Source organism: Salicibibacter cibi, from assembly GCF_016495865.1.
Classification (GTDB): domain Bacteria; phylum Bacillota; class Bacilli; order Bacillales; family Marinococcaceae; genus Salicibibacter; species Salicibibacter cibi.
In genome coordinates this window covers 1,964,392-1,982,092 of sequence record NZ_CP054706.1, presented here as the reverse complement: position 1 = coordinate 1,982,092, position 17,701 = coordinate 1,964,392, and the positions used below count along the sequence as shown (strand labels likewise).

General features: G+C 45.3%; 19 protein-coding genes. 13 read left to right on the top strand and 6 right to left on the bottom strand.

All coding sequences use genetic code 11. The features are described 5' to 3' along the window. Positions 1-437 precede the first annotated feature (437 nt). From HUG20_RS10105 to HUG20_RS10095, 3 genes are all read right to left on the bottom strand, one after another. Positions 438-587, bottom strand: a complete 150-nt coding sequence (locus HUG20_RS10105) for a hypothetical protein (protein ID WP_200084309.1) — start codon at positions 585-587, stop codon at positions 438-440. Between the two features lie 13 nt (positions 588-600). Continuing rightward, complete coding sequence (locus HUG20_RS10100) at positions 601-1,488, bottom strand: permease (protein ID WP_425504118.1); 888 nt, start codon at positions 1,486-1,488, stop codon at positions 601-603. Between the two features lie 90 nt (positions 1,489-1,578). Continuing rightward, positions 1,579-1,905 (bottom strand): ArsR/SmtB family transcription factor, encoded by a 327-nt coding sequence (locus tag HUG20_RS10095; protein ID WP_200084305.1) that lies wholly within the window; start codon positions 1,903-1,905, stop codon positions 1,579-1,581. Positions 1,906-2,075: 170 nt separating this feature from the next. On the opposite strand from HUG20_RS10095, the gene HUG20_RS10090 reads away from it, so the two are divergent. The 3 genes from HUG20_RS10090 to arsC are packed head-to-tail and all read left to right on the top strand — an operon-like array spanning position 2,076 to position 4,174. After that, positions 2,076-2,426, top strand: a complete 351-nt coding sequence (locus HUG20_RS10090) for an ArsR/SmtB family transcription factor (protein WP_200084303.1) — start codon at positions 2,076-2,078, stop codon at positions 2,424-2,426. A 12-nt stretch (positions 2,427-2,438) separates the two neighbouring features. Next, on the top strand, positions 2,439-3,737 hold the full coding sequence (locus tag HUG20_RS10085) for an arsenic transporter (protein WP_200084301.1): 1,299 nt from the start codon (positions 2,439-2,441) through the stop codon (positions 3,735-3,737). A gap of 20 nt (positions 3,738-3,757) precedes the next feature. Continuing rightward, complete coding sequence (gene arsC, locus HUG20_RS10080) at positions 3,758-4,174, top strand: arsenate reductase (thioredoxin) (RefSeq protein WP_200084298.1); 417 nt, start codon at positions 3,758-3,760, stop codon at positions 4,172-4,174. A 93-nt stretch (positions 4,175-4,267) separates the two neighbouring features. On the opposite strand, the gene HUG20_RS10075 is transcribed toward arsC, so the two are convergent. Continuing rightward, positions 4,268-4,513, bottom strand: coding sequence for a YolD-like family protein (locus HUG20_RS10075; protein ID WP_200084291.1), 246 nt, complete (start codon positions 4,511-4,513; stop codon positions 4,268-4,270). Between the two features lie 615 nt (positions 4,514-5,128). Between HUG20_RS10075 and asd the strand changes: the two genes are divergently transcribed. The 3 genes from asd (at position 5,129) to HUG20_RS10060 (ending at position 9,450) form a co-directional block, all read left to right on the top strand. Next, the gene (gene asd / locus HUG20_RS10070) at positions 5,129-6,181 is read left to right on the top strand and encodes an aspartate-semialdehyde dehydrogenase (protein ID WP_200084289.1); all 1,053 of its coding nucleotides are present in this window, start codon (positions 5,129-5,131) and stop codon (positions 6,179-6,181) included. Next, entirely contained in the window at positions 6,178-7,425 is a 1,248-nt protein-coding gene (gene dapG / locus HUG20_RS10065; protein ID WP_200084287.1) for an aspartate kinase, read from the top strand. The genes asd and dapG overlap by 4 nt, the downstream gene beginning before the upstream one ends. Before the next feature lie 354 nt (positions 7,426-7,779). Further along, entirely contained in the window at positions 7,780-9,450 is a 1,671-nt protein-coding gene (locus HUG20_RS10060; protein ID WP_200084279.1) for a ribonuclease J, read from the top strand. A 120-nt stretch (positions 9,451-9,570) separates the two neighbouring features. On the opposite strand, the gene HUG20_RS10055 is transcribed toward HUG20_RS10060, so the two are convergent. Both HUG20_RS10055 and HUG20_RS10050 read right to left on the bottom strand, forming a co-directional pair. Continuing rightward, positions 9,571-9,843, bottom strand: coding sequence for a hypothetical protein (locus tag HUG20_RS10055; RefSeq protein WP_200084277.1), 273 nt, complete (start codon positions 9,841-9,843; stop codon positions 9,571-9,573). Positions 9,844-9,921: 78 nt separating this feature from the next. Further along, entirely contained in the window at positions 9,922-10,167 is a 246-nt protein-coding gene (locus HUG20_RS10050) for a hypothetical protein (RefSeq protein WP_200084275.1), read from the bottom strand. 170 nt (positions 10,168-10,337) lie between these two features. On the opposite strand from HUG20_RS10050, the gene HUG20_RS10045 reads away from it, so the two are divergent. The 7 genes from HUG20_RS10045 to HUG20_RS10015 all read left to right on the top strand — a co-directional run bounded on the left by HUG20_RS10045 (position 10,338) and on the right by HUG20_RS10015 (position 17,545). Continuing rightward, positions 10,338-11,078, top strand: coding sequence for a ClpP family protease (locus tag HUG20_RS10045; RefSeq protein WP_200084273.1), 741 nt, complete (start codon positions 10,338-10,340; stop codon positions 11,076-11,078). Continuing rightward, on the top strand, positions 11,075-11,284 hold the full coding sequence (locus HUG20_RS10040) for a YlzJ-like family protein (protein WP_200084270.1): 210 nt from the start codon (positions 11,075-11,077) through the stop codon (positions 11,282-11,284). Before HUG20_RS10045 ends, HUG20_RS10040 begins: the two co-directional genes overlap by 4 nt. Before the next feature lie 227 nt (positions 11,285-11,511). After that, positions 11,512-13,836 (top strand): DNA translocase FtsK, encoded by a 2,325-nt coding sequence (locus tag HUG20_RS10035; protein WP_246476375.1) that lies wholly within the window; start codon positions 11,512-11,514, stop codon positions 13,834-13,836. A 34-nt stretch (positions 13,837-13,870) separates the two neighbouring features. Further along, the gene (yfmF, locus tag HUG20_RS10030; RefSeq protein ID WP_200084268.1) at positions 13,871-15,148 is read left to right on the top strand and encodes an EF-P 5-aminopentanol modification-associated protein YfmF; all 1,278 of its coding nucleotides are present in this window, start codon (positions 13,871-13,873) and stop codon (positions 15,146-15,148) included. Next, a complete protein-coding gene (gene yfmH, locus HUG20_RS10025) occupies positions 15,149-16,435 on the top strand; it encodes an EF-P 5-aminopentanol modification-associated protein YfmH (protein ID WP_200084267.1) in 1,287 nt (428 codons plus the stop codon). After that, entirely contained in the window at positions 16,432-17,154 is a 723-nt protein-coding gene (gene ymfI / locus HUG20_RS10020; protein ID WP_200084265.1) for an elongation factor P 5-aminopentanone reductase, read from the top strand. The genes yfmH and ymfI overlap by 4 nt, the downstream gene beginning before the upstream one ends. Positions 17,155-17,296: 142 nt before the next feature. Next, the gene (locus tag HUG20_RS10015; protein ID WP_200084263.1) at positions 17,297-17,545 is read left to right on the top strand and encodes a DUF3243 domain-containing protein; all 249 of its coding nucleotides are present in this window, start codon (positions 17,297-17,299) and stop codon (positions 17,543-17,545) included. The last annotated feature ends 156 nt before the right edge of the window (positions 17,546-17,701 follow it).

Genomic DNA, 17,701 nt, shown 5'->3' with positions numbered 1-17,701 from the left:
TTCCCAAGGGTTTTGTATAGTCGTTGATTTCATTTAAAAGACAAATTTAATTCGCTTCGAAATGGGGGGTTGGAAACAAACGAAAAGTGCATTTAAGTTCTATTTTCCTGCGTGCTGTTCCCCTTAAAATAATATAAAAAATTGTTGTGCGATTGAATATGAATGGCTTTAAATAATGGTTGGTATGATGTAATGCTTGTCTGAATCCTTTAATATGAGGTTGGCCGCATTTTTTTATGCTTTTTGTGTCAGAAATGTTTATTCCATTAAAGGGCCATTATCTGGAATAAAGTTCTTATGCCATTGGAATACGATTGTTGGGGGGACTCTAAGATATGTATTTTAAAAGTTATATAAATTAACTATATCTCTTCGTAACAAGTAAAGCAAAGGACTCCATAAAAGCGAAGTCCCTTGCTAACGTCCAGTTCTAAGTCCTAATGTTCCTTATTCTTTTGCTGATTAGAAGAATCACAACATTCCTCTTGGTTAGATTCAACTTCTTCAATTTCTACACTGCAACAATTTTTTTGAGCCGGCTTCGCTTTTGAGAAGAAGTTTTTCAAGCTTGATTCTTTTTGGGCCATGGAATCACCTCCTTTATAGGATGATTTGCACGATAAATCCTGTACCAATAGCAACAATCAAAATGGAAACGACAAAAGCCACAACTAATTTTCGTTTAAATAATTTGCTTAATAAAATAACCTCTGGAATACTTGCCCCGGCACCGCCGATTAAGAGAGCAATCACAGCTCCCAAGTCCATCCCTTGGCTAACTAAGGCGCCCGCAATCGGCAACAGGGTTTCTACACGAATATACATGGGAATCCCGATCACCGATGCAATCGGAATCGTCCAAGGATTATCCCCTCCAGCGTACTGAACGATTAATTCTTGCGGAATGACGTCATAAACTAACACTCCGATAAAAACACCGATGATAAGGTAAGGGAATAAGGGATAGAAGAGTGTCCATGCATCTTGAAGAGCCAATTTCCATTTGGGCACATTCTGATCTTCGCTTGAACGATCGCCTTTTTTGATCCTTACTTGCTTAACCGATTGCTCAAAACCTAAAGCATTCCATACAACACCAATGAGTATTGAAAAAATGATGATCAGTATTGCATAATATAAGGTTAACTCCCACCCCAACAAGGTTAACATCATGATAATGATCACAGGATTTAACAAAGGAGAGGCAATTAAAAATGACATCGACGGTCCAAAGGGTGCTTTAGACGATAATAATCCTGCTAATATCGGTATCGTTGAACAAGAACAAAAAGGGGTCAGTGATCCTAACCCTACGCCATAGAGGTAGCCACTCCATTTATTTGGTCGATTAAGAATGCGTTTAACTCGATCTTCTGTCACCTTTTGTTGTAACCAACTGACCAAAAAACTAATGAGTATGAACAAAGCGGTCAGTTCTAAAAAAAGAATGAAAAAGGTGTTTAGAAAGCTTGAAAAGGTGCCCATGATTGCTCCTTATTAATCAATATTTTTTGATATATAAGCGATTTATTTCATCAACTTTTTTTGATTAAAGAATCAAAAAGTAATCCCCAGTGATTAGGGGTTATTCGGATAGAAAATGCAACAGAGTTCTTCGGACAACAAGTTCTTAACCTCGGTTTCATTCAAGCGATAGTAATTCCAAGTGCCAATTTTTTCTTGTTGAATCAAGCTCGCATCGAGTAATATTCTTAAGTGATAAGACAGCTTCGATTGGGGTAAACCAACAATGTCTGTTAGATCGCAAACACATACTTGGCCACGTTGATTTAATTCATACATAATTTTCAAACGAAGTTCATCCGCAAGAGCCTTAAACTTTACTTTATATGTTTGAAATAGCTGATTTTGGTTAGCTTTTGATGGAGCCATGGTTTCTTTCATGCTCAATTCCCCGTTTCATTTAATCAATTATTTTTGATTTACTTAGATTCTATGCGCTATAAAAAAAAATTGCAACTGTTTAGAACAAAAAAATTTGATGGAAGATCATTTATAACGATTGACTTATATAAATAAATCATAATATACTGATCGTGAAAGGGGGTGGTCAGATGGGCACGTCAACGATAAAAGTAAGTTCCACTGAAGTGGCCAATTGCATTAAAGTGATCAGCGATCCTACCCGATTGTTAATGATGAAATTGATGGAGAAGAAAGAATACTGTGTTTGCCAATTTGTCGATATGTTTGGTATGAGTCAGCCGGCGGCTAGTCAACATCTACGTAAATTAAGGGAAGCAGGTCTCGTAAAAGAAAACCGCAGAGGGCAATGGCGTTTTTATTCGATGAATGAATCATCGCCAGAATCGAGTATTGTTAAGGGGATTCTTAGTCAAATTGGCGAGAATGATGAACAATATCGCCAACTCTTGGAGAGAGAAACACCTGTAGATTGTCAGTAGGAGGATTAGACGTTGACTGCAGTCGTTTTGGCATCAGCTATATTTATTGCAACGCTCGCCCTTGTCATTTGGCAACCGAAAAACTTGGATATCGGATGGTCGGCTTGTGGGGGAGCGTTCATTGCTTTAATTCTTGGCGTCGTTTCTTTTGGCGATGTCGTTGAAGTAACAGGAATTGTATGGAATGCGACTCTCACCTTTATTGCTGTCATTATCATTTCTTTGATCCTCGATGAGATTGGTTTTTTTGAATGGTCAGCTCTACATATGACAAAAGCGGCTAAAGGAAATGCTGTGCTTATGTTCGTCTATGTTTGTATTTTGGGCTCCATTGTGGCAGCGTTCTTCGCAAATGATGGCGCGGCACTCATTTTGACACCGATCGTTCTCGCCATGGTTCGATCGCTGAATTTCAATGAAAAGATGGTCTTTCCATTTATTATTGCTAGTGGATTTATTGCAGACACTACATCGCTGCCTCTGATCGTTAGTAATCTTGTGAATATTGTATCGGCAGATTTCTTTGGGATAGGATTTGTGGAATATGCGACGCGTATGATTGTCCCGAATTTCTTTGCATTAGTGGCTAGTATCCTTGTTTTGTACCTCTATTTTAGAAAAAGTATTCCAAAGCGATACGACTATGAAAAATTGCATGCGCCTGTTACAGCTATTAAAGATAAAAAAATGTTTAAGCTTTCATGGATCGTTTTAGCTGTTTTGCTCGTTGGCTACCTCGTTAGCGAGTTCTTGCACATTCCTGTATCCATTGTTGCCGGAATTATTGCCCTTATTTTCTTAGCGATTGCCAGCAAAAGCCCTGCTGTTGCAACACGATCAGTGTTAAAAGGTGCGCCATGGAACATTGTCTTTTTCTCAGTTGGGATGTATGTCGTTGTGTTTGGTCTGCAAAATGTAGGTTTAACGGATTTTCTGGCTTCAGGGCTTGAATATGTTGCTGAACAAGGTGTTTTTGCAGCAACTATGGGCATGGGCTTTTTAGCAGCTATTCTGTCATCGATCATGAACAATATGCCTACGGTCATGATCAATGCCATAGCGATTGATACCACAGCAGCAACGGGATTGATGAAAGAAGCAATGGTTTATGCAAATGTGGTCGGTTCTGACCTGGGGCCAAAGATTACTCCTATTGGTTCGTTAGCAACGCTATTGTGGTTACATGTCCTTACGCAAAAAGGCGTCAAGATTTCCTGGTGGACATACTTTAAGACAGGCATTGTCATTACATTACCCGTTTTATTTATGACCTTACTTGGCCTCTATCTTTGGTTAATGATCATTAGTTAAAGAAAAGGAGAGAACCCATCATGTCTAAAAAAACGATCCATTTTATTTGTACAGGAAACTCGTGTCGTAGCCAAATGGCTGAAGGATGGGCAAAACATTATTTGGGTAATGATTGGAACGTCTACAGTGCGGGTATAGAGGCTCATGGGTTAAACCCAAACGCAATAAAAGCCATGGCTGAGGTAGATATTGATATTTCTAATCAAACATCGGATGTAATCGATACAGAACTATTAAATAATGCTGATATGATTGTGACGCTATGCGGTGATGCGGCGGGTCGTTGTCCGATGACGCCTCCCCATATCCGCCGTGAACACTGGGGTTTTGATGATCCTGCAAAAGCTGAAGGATCAGATGGAGAAAAATGGACGGTATTTCAACGCGTACGTGATGAAATTGGTGCTCGCATTCACCAATTCGCGAAAACGACGTGATATGAAAGCATGGATTTATTATTCCTGAAACGAGACGCGATTGTTGAATAAAGGGAACCAGCAAACATTTCTTTGGTTTGCAAGTCCCTTTATTCAGACTGGTATGATATTAGCGATTGTATCAAACTTTAAATAATGTACACCTTCAACTGAATCAATCATGGAGTTGAAAAATCCATTTTCCCAATAAGTAAACTCTAACAACGAACTGTACTCCATCGCTTCATTAACTGGTTGTTCGATTCCTTCCCATTTTTGCTCATCGATTTCAGGTTTCTCCACTTTTTTCATACTTTCTCGATACTGTAACCACATTTCACGATGTTCGGGTAAGGTCATTCGCATTGATTCCCATCGCACATTTGATCCGGGCGTAAGTTTGTTTGCCCTCATGATACTTTCACAGCCGCAAAGCGTATAACCCTATATTTATATTTTAGTATGTAGAAGTCAACGTCATTTTGATCATGATTTCTTCATCTGCATCGTTTAATTCTGAACAGAGATCCTTGAACTTCCTCCGTGCTTTCTTCATTATCAAAATGAATCGTTATCGTATTGTTAACGTCCATTCCGAACAGTAAGGAATTCTTTATGATGCTCCAAGGTGCATATTCGTTCATGAGATGACCGCCCTTAGGGAACTTAGGTTCCTGTTTAGTATATACGAACATCATTCCAATTCAAGGGTACGTTAGATATGGGTCAGAATTTTTTCATTATAGCCCCAAAAATATTATAAGAAGTCGCAAGAGGGCAAATGGAAAGTGCATGAAATCAGGGGAAAACAGAACCTTTCGTACGATTTCCGAACCCCATGAGCAACATCAACCGCTTTTCTTCATAGAAAAGTTTAATGATTAATCGCTCACAGCTGTTGCCAAAATGCCGATATTCTTTTATTTTAAGAAAAGAGGATTAAATGTAGCAATCGACCGAGGAGGTACCTAAAGAATGACGAAAAACCAAGCATTTAACGTAGCTCTGGTTGGAGCAACGGGAGCAGTTGGGCAACAGATGTTGAAAACACTCGCTGACAAATCATTTCCGATTCGCACGTTGAAACTGTTGTCATCCCCGCGTTCTGCCGGAAAGAAAATCGATGTCAACGGAGAAACGCTTACGGTTGAAGAAGCCACCCCCGAACAATTCGAAGGCGTGGACATCGCGCTTTTTTCTGCCGGAGGATCCGTGTCGAAAAAATTGGCACCGGAGGCTGTGAAACGGGGGGCGGTCGTGATCGACAACACGAGCGCCTATCGCATGGATGAAGAGGTGCCGCTCGTCGTTCCCGAAGTGAATGAGGATGATCTTCACAAGCATCAGGGAATCATCGCCAATCCGAATTGTTCCACGATCCAAATGGTCGTGGCGTTGGAGCCGATTAAAAAAGCGTATGGCTTGAAAAAAGTCATCGTCTCCACTTATCAAGCCGTTTCAGGCGCGGGTTTGGGCGCTGTCGATGAAATGTATGAACAAACACAGAAAGTTTTAAATAAGGAAGACATTGCTCCGGAGTTGCTTCCGGTCTCCAAAGATAAAAAGCATTATCAAATCGCGTTTAACGCGCTTCCGCAAATCGATGTTTTCCAAGATAATGGGTATACGTTTGAAGAAATGAAAATGGTCAACGAAACGAAAAAAATCCTCCGCGACTCGTCTCTTGCCGTATCGGCAACTTGCGTTCGTTTGCCTGTGGAAACCGGCCACTCGGAATCCGTATATGTGGAAACCGAAAAAGGAGGCGCGACGGCAAAAGATGTGCAGGGGGTGCTCGCGGACGGCGCGGGAATCACCTTGCAAGATGATCCGTCCACGCAAACGTACCCGCTTGCCACCGAAGCAAAGGGACTTCCGGATGTTTTTATCGGGCGTGTTCGCCAGGATCTTGATACGGAAAATGGCTATCACCTTTGGGTCGTTTCCGATAATTTGTTAAAAGGAGCAGCGTACAACTCAGTGCAAATTGCGGAAAGTCTTGCCAAATTAGAGCTTATCGGCCGATGAAAATTACCGTGCAAAAATATGGCGGAACGTCTGTCCAATCAGAGACGTTACGCCAAAAAGCTGCCGGCCACGTCAAAAGCGCGGTGCAGTCCGGGTACAAAGTCGTCGTGGTCGTCTCCGCAATGGGACGCATGCATGATCCCTATGCCACGGATACGTTGTTAAGCTTAATTCCCGAAGGTGGAAACGCGCTGCCAAAACGCGAACGTGACATGTTGCAATCCACCGGAGAAGTGATTTCTTCCGTTGTGTTTGCGAACCTTTTGATTACGGAAGGCTTGAAGGCATCGGCGCTTACCGGCAAACAGGCCGGCTTTCGCACGACGGAAGAGTTCGGCAGCGCGCGTATTACGGAAATGGATACGCGGCATTTGCTCAAGCGCTTGGAAGAGGTGGATGTCGTTGTCGTTGCCGGTTTTCAGGGAGAATCGGCAAGCGGGGAAACGACAACACTGGGGCGTGGCGGGAGTGATACTTCCGCAACCGCACTCGGTGCAGCTTTGCAGGCGGAATTTGTGGATATTTTCACCGACGTCGACGGCATTATGACCGCCGACCCGAGAATCGTAGGGGATGCGCGGCCAATGAAGACGTTGACGTATACGGAAGTCTCCAATTTGGCGCATCAAGGCGCGAAGGTGATCCATCCAAGAGCAGTGGAAATCGCCATGCACGCAAAAGTGCCGATTCGTATTCGTTCGCTCGCCTCTGATTCCAACGGCGGCACCCTTGTTTCCTCCGCTCAAACCCATGCGCCGGGCAGTGATATTCGGGAAAGCCTCATCACCGGTATCACGTATGTGCGCGGGATTACGCAAGTGATTGTGTCAAAACAGCAGGAGGATATGCAAGCGGCTTCGATCATTTTTGAGCACATGGCAGCGGAAGGGATCAGTGTCGATTTTATCAATATTGATCCAACGTCGGTGGTATTTACCGTACCGGGAAGGAAAAGTCAACTCGTGGAACAAAAGCTCCATGCGTTGAACTATTCCGCGAAATTATTGCAAGGGTGCGCTAAGGTTTCAGCAGTCGGAGCCGGAATGACCGGCGTTCCCGGAGTCTTGTCACGGATTGCAAGTGCGCTCTATGAAACGGGGATTGATATTTTGCAAGCAACGGATTCCCATACGACCATTTGGGTGCTCGTTCGTGAAGCAGAGATGAACGGCGCCATTAATGCACTTCATGGCGTGTTTAACTTAGCAGATAGCCAGAACCATGAACGACGGACTTCTGAATAAGCGGCGAGTAAGAAGGGGTGAGCATTGCCTCTTCTTTTTTAATTGCTTGCTAGATATAATTTCCGGGATTTTTAGATCGCGAAAAGCTGCAAGCGATCTGTTTTTGGCAATTGCGCAGATTGGCATGATGATCGTTACGTAAAAAAACACAATCATTCCGCTTGTCTTAAAGTCGCCAATTAAGGTATACTAACTAGCAGTTCATTCGTTCGGGCCCATCAAGCTGAAAGCGCGGAGAATAAATGGGAAGAATAAACGGATCTATTCCCATATCCCGCCATCCAGAATGAGTAACGAAGTAAGCACATCGTTTTGACGGACAACGATGACCAAATTTAATAGGAGGAACTGATATTGCCGAAGCAAGAAGAGACAAATAAAGTACGTGTTTTTGCCTTGGGCGGACTCGGTGAAACAGGCAAAAATATGTATGTAGTGGAAGTGAACGATGAGATCATCGTTTTGGACGCGGGTCAGATGATCCCGGAAGATGATATGCTCGGCGTCGATATTGTCATTGCCGATATATCCTATCTCGTCCAAAATAGTGATCGTGTAAAAGGGATTATTCTCTCCCACGGGCACGAAGATCACTGCGGGGCTTTGCCTTATGTTTTACGAAAACTACAGGTGCCCGTATATGGAACAAAATTAACCCTCGGCTTGATTGAAGGGGAGTTGAAAGCCCAGCATTTGCTAAAGAAAACAGATTTAAAAACTGTTTCTTCGGGGGATAAAGTGAAAATCGGCAACGTGAAAGCTGAATTTTTCAGGGTCAGCCATAGCATCCCCGACTGTGTCGGCGTTGCTATTGAGACACCGCAAGGGTATGTCGTATACACCGGTGATTTTAAGTTTGACCAGACCCCTGCCGATCATAAATTTGCCGATGTCGGCAGAATGACACAATACGGAAAAAAAGGCGTTCTTTGTTTATTGTCCGATAGCACCAACGCGGAAATCCCCGGCACAACTCCTTCGGAAAAAGCAACGGAGCCGGGAATCAAGGCTGTGTTTCGCGAAGCGCCGGGCCGGGTTATCGTCAGTACTTATGCATCGAATATTTACCGTATTCAACAAGTCATTGATGCAGCCAAGGAAACGAACCGTAAAGTTGCGGTGGTCGGTGAATCGATGAAGAAAAATATTCAAATTTCCAAGCGACTTGGTTATTTGCGAATCCCCAAACAATTAATGGTCAACGTCGAAGAATTATCCAAGCATAGAGGGGAAAAGATCGCGATTCTTTCCACGGGAAGCCAAGGGGAGCCTACCTCCGAGTTGCATCGAATGGCGAAAGGAACCGACCGCCAGCTTTCGATTATGCCGAAGGATACCGTCGTGATTTCGGCAAGCCCGACCCCGGGAAAGGAAAAAGCAATCGGACGAGTCGTGGATTTTCTTTACAGAGTCGGAGCAGAAGTCGTTCACTCCGATAAAAATGTAAATGTATCCGGACACGCCAGCCAAGAAGAACTTATGCTCATGCTCAATCTCATGAAACCGCGCCATTTTATCCCGATTCAAGGGGAATACCGAATGCAAATCGCCCACGAAAAATTGGCGAAGACGGCCGGTGTCCATCCCGAACGAATCCATTTGCTGCAAAACGGTGAAGTGTTGCAGCTCGAAGAAAGAAATGCGACGAAAAGCACGAAAGTCCAAGCCGGAAATGTACTCGTCGACGGACTTGGCATCGGCGACGTGGGAAATATCGTATTGAGGGATCGACGCTTGTTGTCCAAGGATGGCATCCTTGTTGTCGTTGTCACATTGAGTAAAAAAACCAATGCCTTTGTTTCAGGTCCCGATATCATTTCCCGCGGGTTCGTTTATGTTCGTGAATCCGAAGAATTGTTGGATGAAGCCAAACAAAAAGTAGCCGAAACGTTGCGCGAGTGTATGGATGACAACGTAAACGAATGGTCCTCCCTCAAAAGCAATATTCGCGACGTGCTCAGCCGTTATCTTTTTGATAAAACGAAACGGAGACCGATGATTTTGCCGATTATAATGGAAGTATGAATGGAACCGTTATCGATCGGAATAGAAAAACTTGCTCCCATGAAGGAGCAAGTTTTTCATTTGCTGGATGTATAAAAATTAAGGATGGAGTGGTGTCCACCCCTTTGATCATCCGCGTGACTAACGAAGCCAAAATGGTCTGGTGTGGGGAGTCGTATCTTCTATAGGCCGTGATGTTTGAAAGCCCCGTTTTTCAAATTGGTGGTCCATTTCCCTAAGCATCGTTTCGTATTGCTTTTTATCCAGCCGGTTGTCTGCATAATAAAAGCAGGCAAGCGCATAAGCGAGGGCGGTTGTCTCAACGTTAACCGTTACATCAACATCCGAGTTTCCGCTGTCGTTCACCAACGAATTGGATTCGACCTGTGGGATAACGTCACTTCGTCTGTACACGATTTATGCCTCCCTTTGATCGAAGAGGTCTAGAGATGCTAGTGTTATTAGCATCTCGTTTGCCTCCTGTCTTCATGATTAATATTTTTTTCCGTGTGCACCCTCGTCAACTTTCTGATCTGCTTTTGCGCGTACGCGTGCCAAAGCCTCTGAATCTACGTGGACATCTACATAGGCATTTCCGCTGCCTTTAACTTCCGAATTGCTGAAATTGTAATTGTAATTTTTGTCTTTTAGGACGTTATCGTTGTCGTTGTCATTTTTTACATGACTATGCCCGTCGTGGTGACATTCCCCTTTGTTTCTTTTCTGATAACAACACATGTTATGAACCCTCCTTCTATTACGTATACAAACATGATATGAATGCAACACTTTCTTGTCTGGATGATCGTCCCTCGGTTTTGGAAAATGTATACTTATCCAATTTCAGGCCTTATGCATGAATAAGCAAATGCTCTCCAATAATAAAAAGGCATAAGGAGGCAGGTAATATGGCAGAACAACAAGAGCCGAACCAATCGAACGAGCAACCGAATAAACAGTCCGATGAAACAGCACAGGGGCTTGTGGATAAAATTCAGGCGCTCGGAGAAACGAACGTTCCGAAAGCCAACTCGGACGTTCATGTGATCACGGTAATTGGACAGATCGAGGGACATATGCAATTGCCGCCGCAAAATAAAACAACCAAGTATGAGCACATTATTCCCCAGTTGGTTGCGATTGAACAAAATCCAAACATCAAAGGGCTTTTGCTTGTGCTAAATACAGTCGGCGGCGACGTGGAGGCAGGTTTGGCGATCGCGGAAATGGTGGCGAGCATGGATAAGCCTTCGGTAACGATCGTGCTTGGTGGCGGGCATTCCATCGGCGTTCCCATCGCAGTCGCAGGGGATCATTCTTTTATTGCCGAAACAGCGACCATGACCATCCATCCCATCCGTTTAAACGGAATGGTCGTCGGGGTGCCGCAAACATTTGAATATATCGAGGAAATGCAAGAACGCATCATTCAGTTCGTAACGAGTCATTCTAATGTGGATGATGATAAATTTCGGGAATTAATGTTTGCAAAAGGAAATCTTTCCCGGGATATTGGTACGAATGTGATCGGCAAGGATGCCGTCGACCATGGACTGATCCATTCCCCCGGTGGTGTGGGACCAGCCATTCGAAAACTAAATGAACTTATCCGGGAAAAAGAAGCGGAACAAGGAGAGATGCTGCAATGACCCTTTACACACACCTTCCTCTTGAAGATGTGATGGCAGAAAAAAACGACACGGAAGTGAAATATAAAGACACTCCATCCGGCACGGTTGTGTTGCAAAAGAACGAGGATGGGGCTTGGATTGTCCAACGTTTGGTGAGCCCGGATCCGAATGACTATTTACAAGATGAGTACCAACCGGGAAGCAGCTGGGGTCGCGATGAATAGAGACAAAGGGTTGGAAATCCCAACCTTGCAAAATAAAGTCTGAATAATCGGAATGATAAATTCGCTTAGACAGTGCGCCTGTTCCCATGGAAAAGCGTTAAAAAGCCGTGAAGTCTATTTCGGTTCTATGTTATAATAGCCAGGTGTTGCCTTCTGCCGCAAGAAGTGACATCAATTGTAAAATACATACGTTATCATGAAGGGAGTTCCGGAAGGAGGGGGATATTTTGGCGGCCAAAAAGAAAAAACACAGAAGAAAGAAACAACAGGAATGGACGAGCCAACTGAAATTTGAAGTATCGGGATTGATTCTCCTCGCCCTCGCCGTGATAGCCACATTCACGTATGGCCCGGTAGGAACGATTATCATTCAACTTTTTCGTTTTTTTGCCGGAGAATGGCATCATTTTCTAACTGTCCTTTTATATGCGTTTGCACTTACGCTTATTTTCCGGCGCGCCTTCGTGAGCTTTTGGTCCCGTCGCTTGGCGGGCGTTTATACGCTTATGTTCACCATGTTGCTATACAGCCACATAGGCCTCTTTGAGAACTTGGCAAGCAGCGGTCCTTTTCAGGATGGTTCGGTGATTATGAACACATTCCGGCTTTATACGATGGATTTGACCGGACAAGCCGATGATCTCGGTGGCGGGATGATCGGTGCGGTAGGGTACGCGACCGGAACATTTTTAGTTGATGTGCCCGGTACCCAAGTGCTCGCTATATTGCTTGTCGTGATCGCTTTTATTTTGCTAAGCGGAAAGTCATTAAAAGACAGCGGGAAGTGGGTATATGAACGTATAAAAGCTATTCTCGTCCCACTTACCGAATCTATACGGAACTTCCGTGCTAGTCGCCAATCGGGAAGCGGGAAAGCGACGCAATCCCCGAAAACAGTCAAAGAAGCGAAAACACAAGCAACACCCGGCAAAGAAACGGCTGGCGGGGCGCGGAAATCCAATGAAAATAAAGATGAACGCCCGGTCATTCACAATTTTCAGGAACAGGCGACCCGGGAAACACCGACGAAACCGGCAAACGTACAGAAAAAGCCATCGGCAGAAAAGAAAACGGAAGACAGGGAAGCGGCCCCGCTGTTAACCTCGGGAACGACCAACGAAGATTATCGGTTGCCGGCTTTGAAGTTATTGAGCGCGCCCGTTCAAAACAAACAGACGAATGACCGTAGCCACGTTTCTTCAAATGCAAAAAAACTGGAAGACACATTGCAAAGTTTCGGGGTGCAAGCACAAGTGAATGAGGTCCACTTGGGACCCGCTGTCACCAAATACGAAGTGCAACCGGCGACCGGCGTCAAGGTGAGTAAAATTGTCAGTCTCACCGATGACATTGCTTTGGCACTCGCGGCCAAAGACATAAGGATTGAGGCGCCGATTCCGGGAAAGGCCGCTGTCGGAATAGAAGTCCCTAATCAGGATATTTCGATGGTTACCTTGCGTGAAGTGCTGGAATCGGATAAAGCGCAAAATTCCCATGTGTTATCCGTCGCTTTAGGCCGGGACATTTCCGGAGAACCGATGACCGCCGACCTTCATAAAATGCCGCATATGCTCGTGGCCGGAGCGACAGGAAGCGGGAAGAGTGTTTGCATCAACGGGATTGTCACTAGCATACTCATGAAAGCGAAGCCCCACGAAGTCAAACTAATGATGATCGACCCGAAAATGGTGGAGTTGAACGTGTATAACGGCATTCCCCATTTGTTAACGCCGGTCGTTACCGAGCCGAAAAAAGCAGCACAGGCATTGAAAAAAGTCGTCGCGGAAATGGAGCGACGTTATGATCTTTTTTCCCATAGTGGCGCCCGAAATATTGATGCGTATAATGATATGATCCGGAAGCAAAATGAAGGGGAGGAAGAAGAGCAACAAAAGTTACCTTATATCGTTGTGATTGTTGACGAATTGGCAGATTTGATGATGGTGGCTTCCGGCGACGTAGAAGACGCGATTACCCGTTTGGCACAGATGGCAAGAGCAGCGGGCATTCATATGATCATTGCTACTCAGCGTCCGTCGGTTGATGTCATTACCGGCGTAATCAAGGCAAATATCCCATCACGCATTGCTTTTGGCGTTTCCAGCCAAACGGATTCCCGTACGATATTAGATGCGGCAGGGGCTGAGAAATTGCTCGGGCGCGGGGATATGTTATTCATGCCGGTCGGTGCAAACAAATCGACGCGGATCCAAGGGGCATTCATATCGGATAATGAGGTTGAAGCGGTAGTAAATGACGTTGTCGAACAACAAAAGGCGGCGTATCAGGAAGAGATGATGCCGGAAGAAGTGCCGGAAACAAGTGCCGAACCGGAAGATGAGCTTTATTACGATGCCGTCGCTCTCGTCGTCCAAATGAATTCCGCGTCCGTATCCATGTTGCAACGCCGTTTTCGCATTGGATATACAAGAGCCGCCCGCCTTGTTGACGAGATGGAGGCGAATGGTGTCGTTGGCCCGTATGAAGGGAAAAAACCGCGGGAAGTTTTATATCAGCCTCCTGACAACGAAGATTTAACCAATGTGAAGTAAGTGATTCGTTTAAGGCTAAAGAAAAGGTGATAGAATGGCAGAAGCAGAACAATTCAACGTCGGTGGACTGCGTGTCCACTGGCAACCGAGCGACACATTCAAAACGACGACGATCGTCTTGCACGTGAAGGCCCCTTTGGAAGCCGAGACGGCAGCTTCGCGCACACTTCTCGCGCATGTGCTGCAAGCAGGTACCGAAGAATTCCCGAGCCGAAGGAAAATCCGCTATTTTCTTGATGACTTGTATGGAGCAACTTTCTATGCAGATGTAGGAAAAAAAGGGGAAAACCACGTGCTTACCTTCGTGATGGAAGTGGCAAGTGAACGGCATTTACAAAACGAAACCCCTCTTCTGCCCAAAGCGTTGGCGTTTTTGTTGTCGGTCATTCAAAAACCAAACCGCTCGGATAACGGCTTTAGTGAAGCAATCATTCAAGAAGAAAAGCAGGCGCTGATGCAACGGATTCGCAACATTGTCGACGATAAAACAAGGTATGCGAATATCCGTATGCTGGAAGAAATGTGCACGAAGGAACCGTTCGGCCTCCACCCTTTCGGTTCCGCCGAAGAAGTGGGGACGATTACCGATCAGCAGCTCCAAACGGCTTATGATCGCATGCTCCGTAGCGATCAATTTGATTTGTTCGTGACAGGACCGGGCACGAAAGAAGAGATTATGGATGCCATTCGTTCAACGGAGCAAATGATTGGGCAAGGAAAAACCGTTGAAACAACAGCAACGATTCAAGACGCTCCGGCACAGGTGAATGAGGTGGTGGAAAAACAATCCATTCAACAAGCAAAATTACACCTCGGTTTTAGAGTTCCCTACACGGTCGGCTCCCCTGAATACACGGCCGTTTTGGTGACCAACGGGATCCTAGGGGCATATCCCCATTCAAAATTGTTCGTGAACGTCCGGGAAAAGGAAAGCCTTGCTTATTATGCTGCTTCCCGTTACGAACCTTATAAAGGGATCTTATTTGCTATGGCCGGCATTGCACCCGATCAATACGAAAAGGCCCTCGCGATCATGAAAGAGCAACTGGAAGCCATGCAGCGTGGGGAAATAACCGAGGAAGAGCTAACGACGACAAAGCAAATGCTTAAAAATCAAATCTTGGAACAAGTCGACAGTGCCCGTGGCGCAATCGAAATGAATTATCAAAATGTGCTTAGCGGTACGAAAAGAACCGTGGACGATCGTCTTCGGGAAATCGACATGGTAGATATGGACACCGTCATTTCCGTTGCCAAAGCGATTCAACTGGACACGGTCTATTTGTTGACCGGCGAGGAGGGGACAGCTTAAATGGAAAAACAGCATTACGAACAGATTGATGAAACGATCTATATGGAAACGTTGAGCAATGGACTAAACGTATACGTCTTGCCGAAACCCGACCATAATAAGACGTTTTCCATTTTCACGACCGACTACGGTTCCATCGACCAAGCGTTTACCCCTATAAACAGTGATCAAATGATACACGTTCCGGATGGCATTGCCCATTTTCTCGAACATAAACTTTTTGAGGACGAAGATGGCGATGCGTTTGATACGTTTAGCAAGCGTGGAGCCCAAACGAATGCGTTCACCAGTTTTACGAGAACGGCTTATTTATTTTCCGCTACGAGTAAAGTAGAGGAAAATGTGGAAACGTTGTTGGACTTTGTGCAATCCCCGTATTTCACCGAAGAGACGGTAGAGAAAGAAAAAGGGATCATCGGCCAGGAAATAAACATGTATAACGACGATGCCGACTGGCGCTTATTTTTTGGGCTGATCGGTGCGCTTTACAAAAATAATCCGGTGCGTATCGATATTGCTGGTACGGTGCAATCCATCGATGACATTACGAAAGATTTGCTATATACGTGCTATCAGACCTTTTACCATCCTTCTAATATGGTTTTGTTTGTTGTTGGCCCCGTGGATCCCGAGGAAACCCTTCAACTCGTAAAAGCCAATCAGGAAAAGAAATCATTTCCGGAAGCGGATACGCTTGCGCGTACGTATGGATCGGAGCCTGAGGAAAGTTGCGAGCGGGAAAAAACGATAGAAATGAACGTACAAACACCGAAATGTTTGCTTGGGTTTAAAGAGCCCAATGAAAAATATCCGCTGTCCGGACTCGCGTATGAATTAGGGGTGCAACTTCTCTTGGATGTGATGTTCGGCCTTGGGTCGCACACGTATGAAAAATTGTATAAAGAAGGTTTGATTGATAACAGTTTTTCCGCTGATTTCACGATGGAGCGTTCATTTGGATTTTCCGCCATTGGAGGCGATACGAAAGCTCCCGATCGGCTCGTTTCCTTGCTGGAAGAAACGATAGATACCTATAAACAACAGGGATTAAGGAAAGAAGAAGTGCAGCTCGCCAAAAAACGGAAAATCGGGACGTTCCTAAAACAATTGAATAGCCCCGAGTTCATCGCCACCCAGTTCACTCGTTACGAGATGAATGGGGATGCCCTTTTTGAGGTAGTGCCAACGCTAGAAAAAATGAGCATTGATGACTTGGAAAACATTTTACACCGGCATTTTCGTTCCGCAAGAAGTTCTGTCGTGAAAGTAGAAGGCTCCGGGTCATGACGACCACATTGGTTACGGGGAGCAGCGGCGGGATTGGCGCCGCCGTTGCAAAGGTGCTGGCTGCTCCCGGGCAAAACCTGTATTTGCACTACCATCAAGGGGAGGGAGAAGCAGAAAAGGTGCGTGCCCACTGTGAAAAACAGGGGGCAAGTGTTCATTTAGTTTGCGCCAACCTGCAAGCAGATGATGGCGTCTCCTCTCTTTTTGCGGGTGTGCATCACCCGGTTGACCATCTTGTTCTTGCAAACGGCCAAGCTTACTACGGGCTATTTACAGAGATGGAGGACCGGGAGCTGATGGATATATTTACGCTGAACGTAACGGCCCCGATGCGCGTCGTTAAACATTTTCTTCCTCCTATGATTAGCCGAAAATACGGCAGAATCGTTGCCATTTCCTCCATTTGGGGGGATGTGGGGGCAGCGCTCGAAGTAGTGTACTCCGCGGCAAAAGGAGGACTGAATCAATTCGTCCGTGCCCTCGCCAAAGAAGTGGCGCCGTCCAACGTCACCGTTAACGGGGTGGCGCCGGGAGTGGTGGATACGAAAATGATGAATGCGTTTAGCAGCGAAGAGAAAGCTGAATTGCAAGCTGCCATCCCTGCCGGACGTTTCGGAACCGCTGAAGAAGTGGCGGGCGCTTGTTCGTATTTGCTAGGTCCGGAAGCAAGTTATATTAATGGGCATGTTCTTTCCGTGAACGGGGGTTGGGGCGGATAAAACCATGAAGCGGTGTGGCCACTTCCTCTCCGGGCAAATGCCAGCATTGGTTGTTCCCTCGAGAATCGGTGTATATTTTCTGATTCTTGAAGTCAAACTATGAATGTAAAACAAAGTTTGACTGATAAGGAGGGAACGATCCATGTCCGTATTGGACAATTGGGAACAGTGGAAATCGTTTTTGGGGGATAGCTTGGGAAATGCAGAAGGCGATGGCATGACAAACGATGCGATTTCTGATGTGGCTTTCCAAGTTGGCGATTATTTGGCGAACAACGTAGACCCGAAAAACGAACAGGAACGAGTTTTGTCTGATTTGTGGAACGTTGCTGATGAGCAAGAGCAACACGCGATCGCAAATGTGATGGTGAAGTTGGTACAGGAAAAATAATGTTACATGGGACATCAAGAAGCATCCTCGGCGCAATTTACTGTGTCTGAGGGTGCTTATTCTTATCTCCGTGATAAGCGCCCGCTATTCCAGAGGTCAGACATCGGGTGCCGGAAACCTTCCCGGATTTCAGATGTATGGGAATGCAAGAAAAAA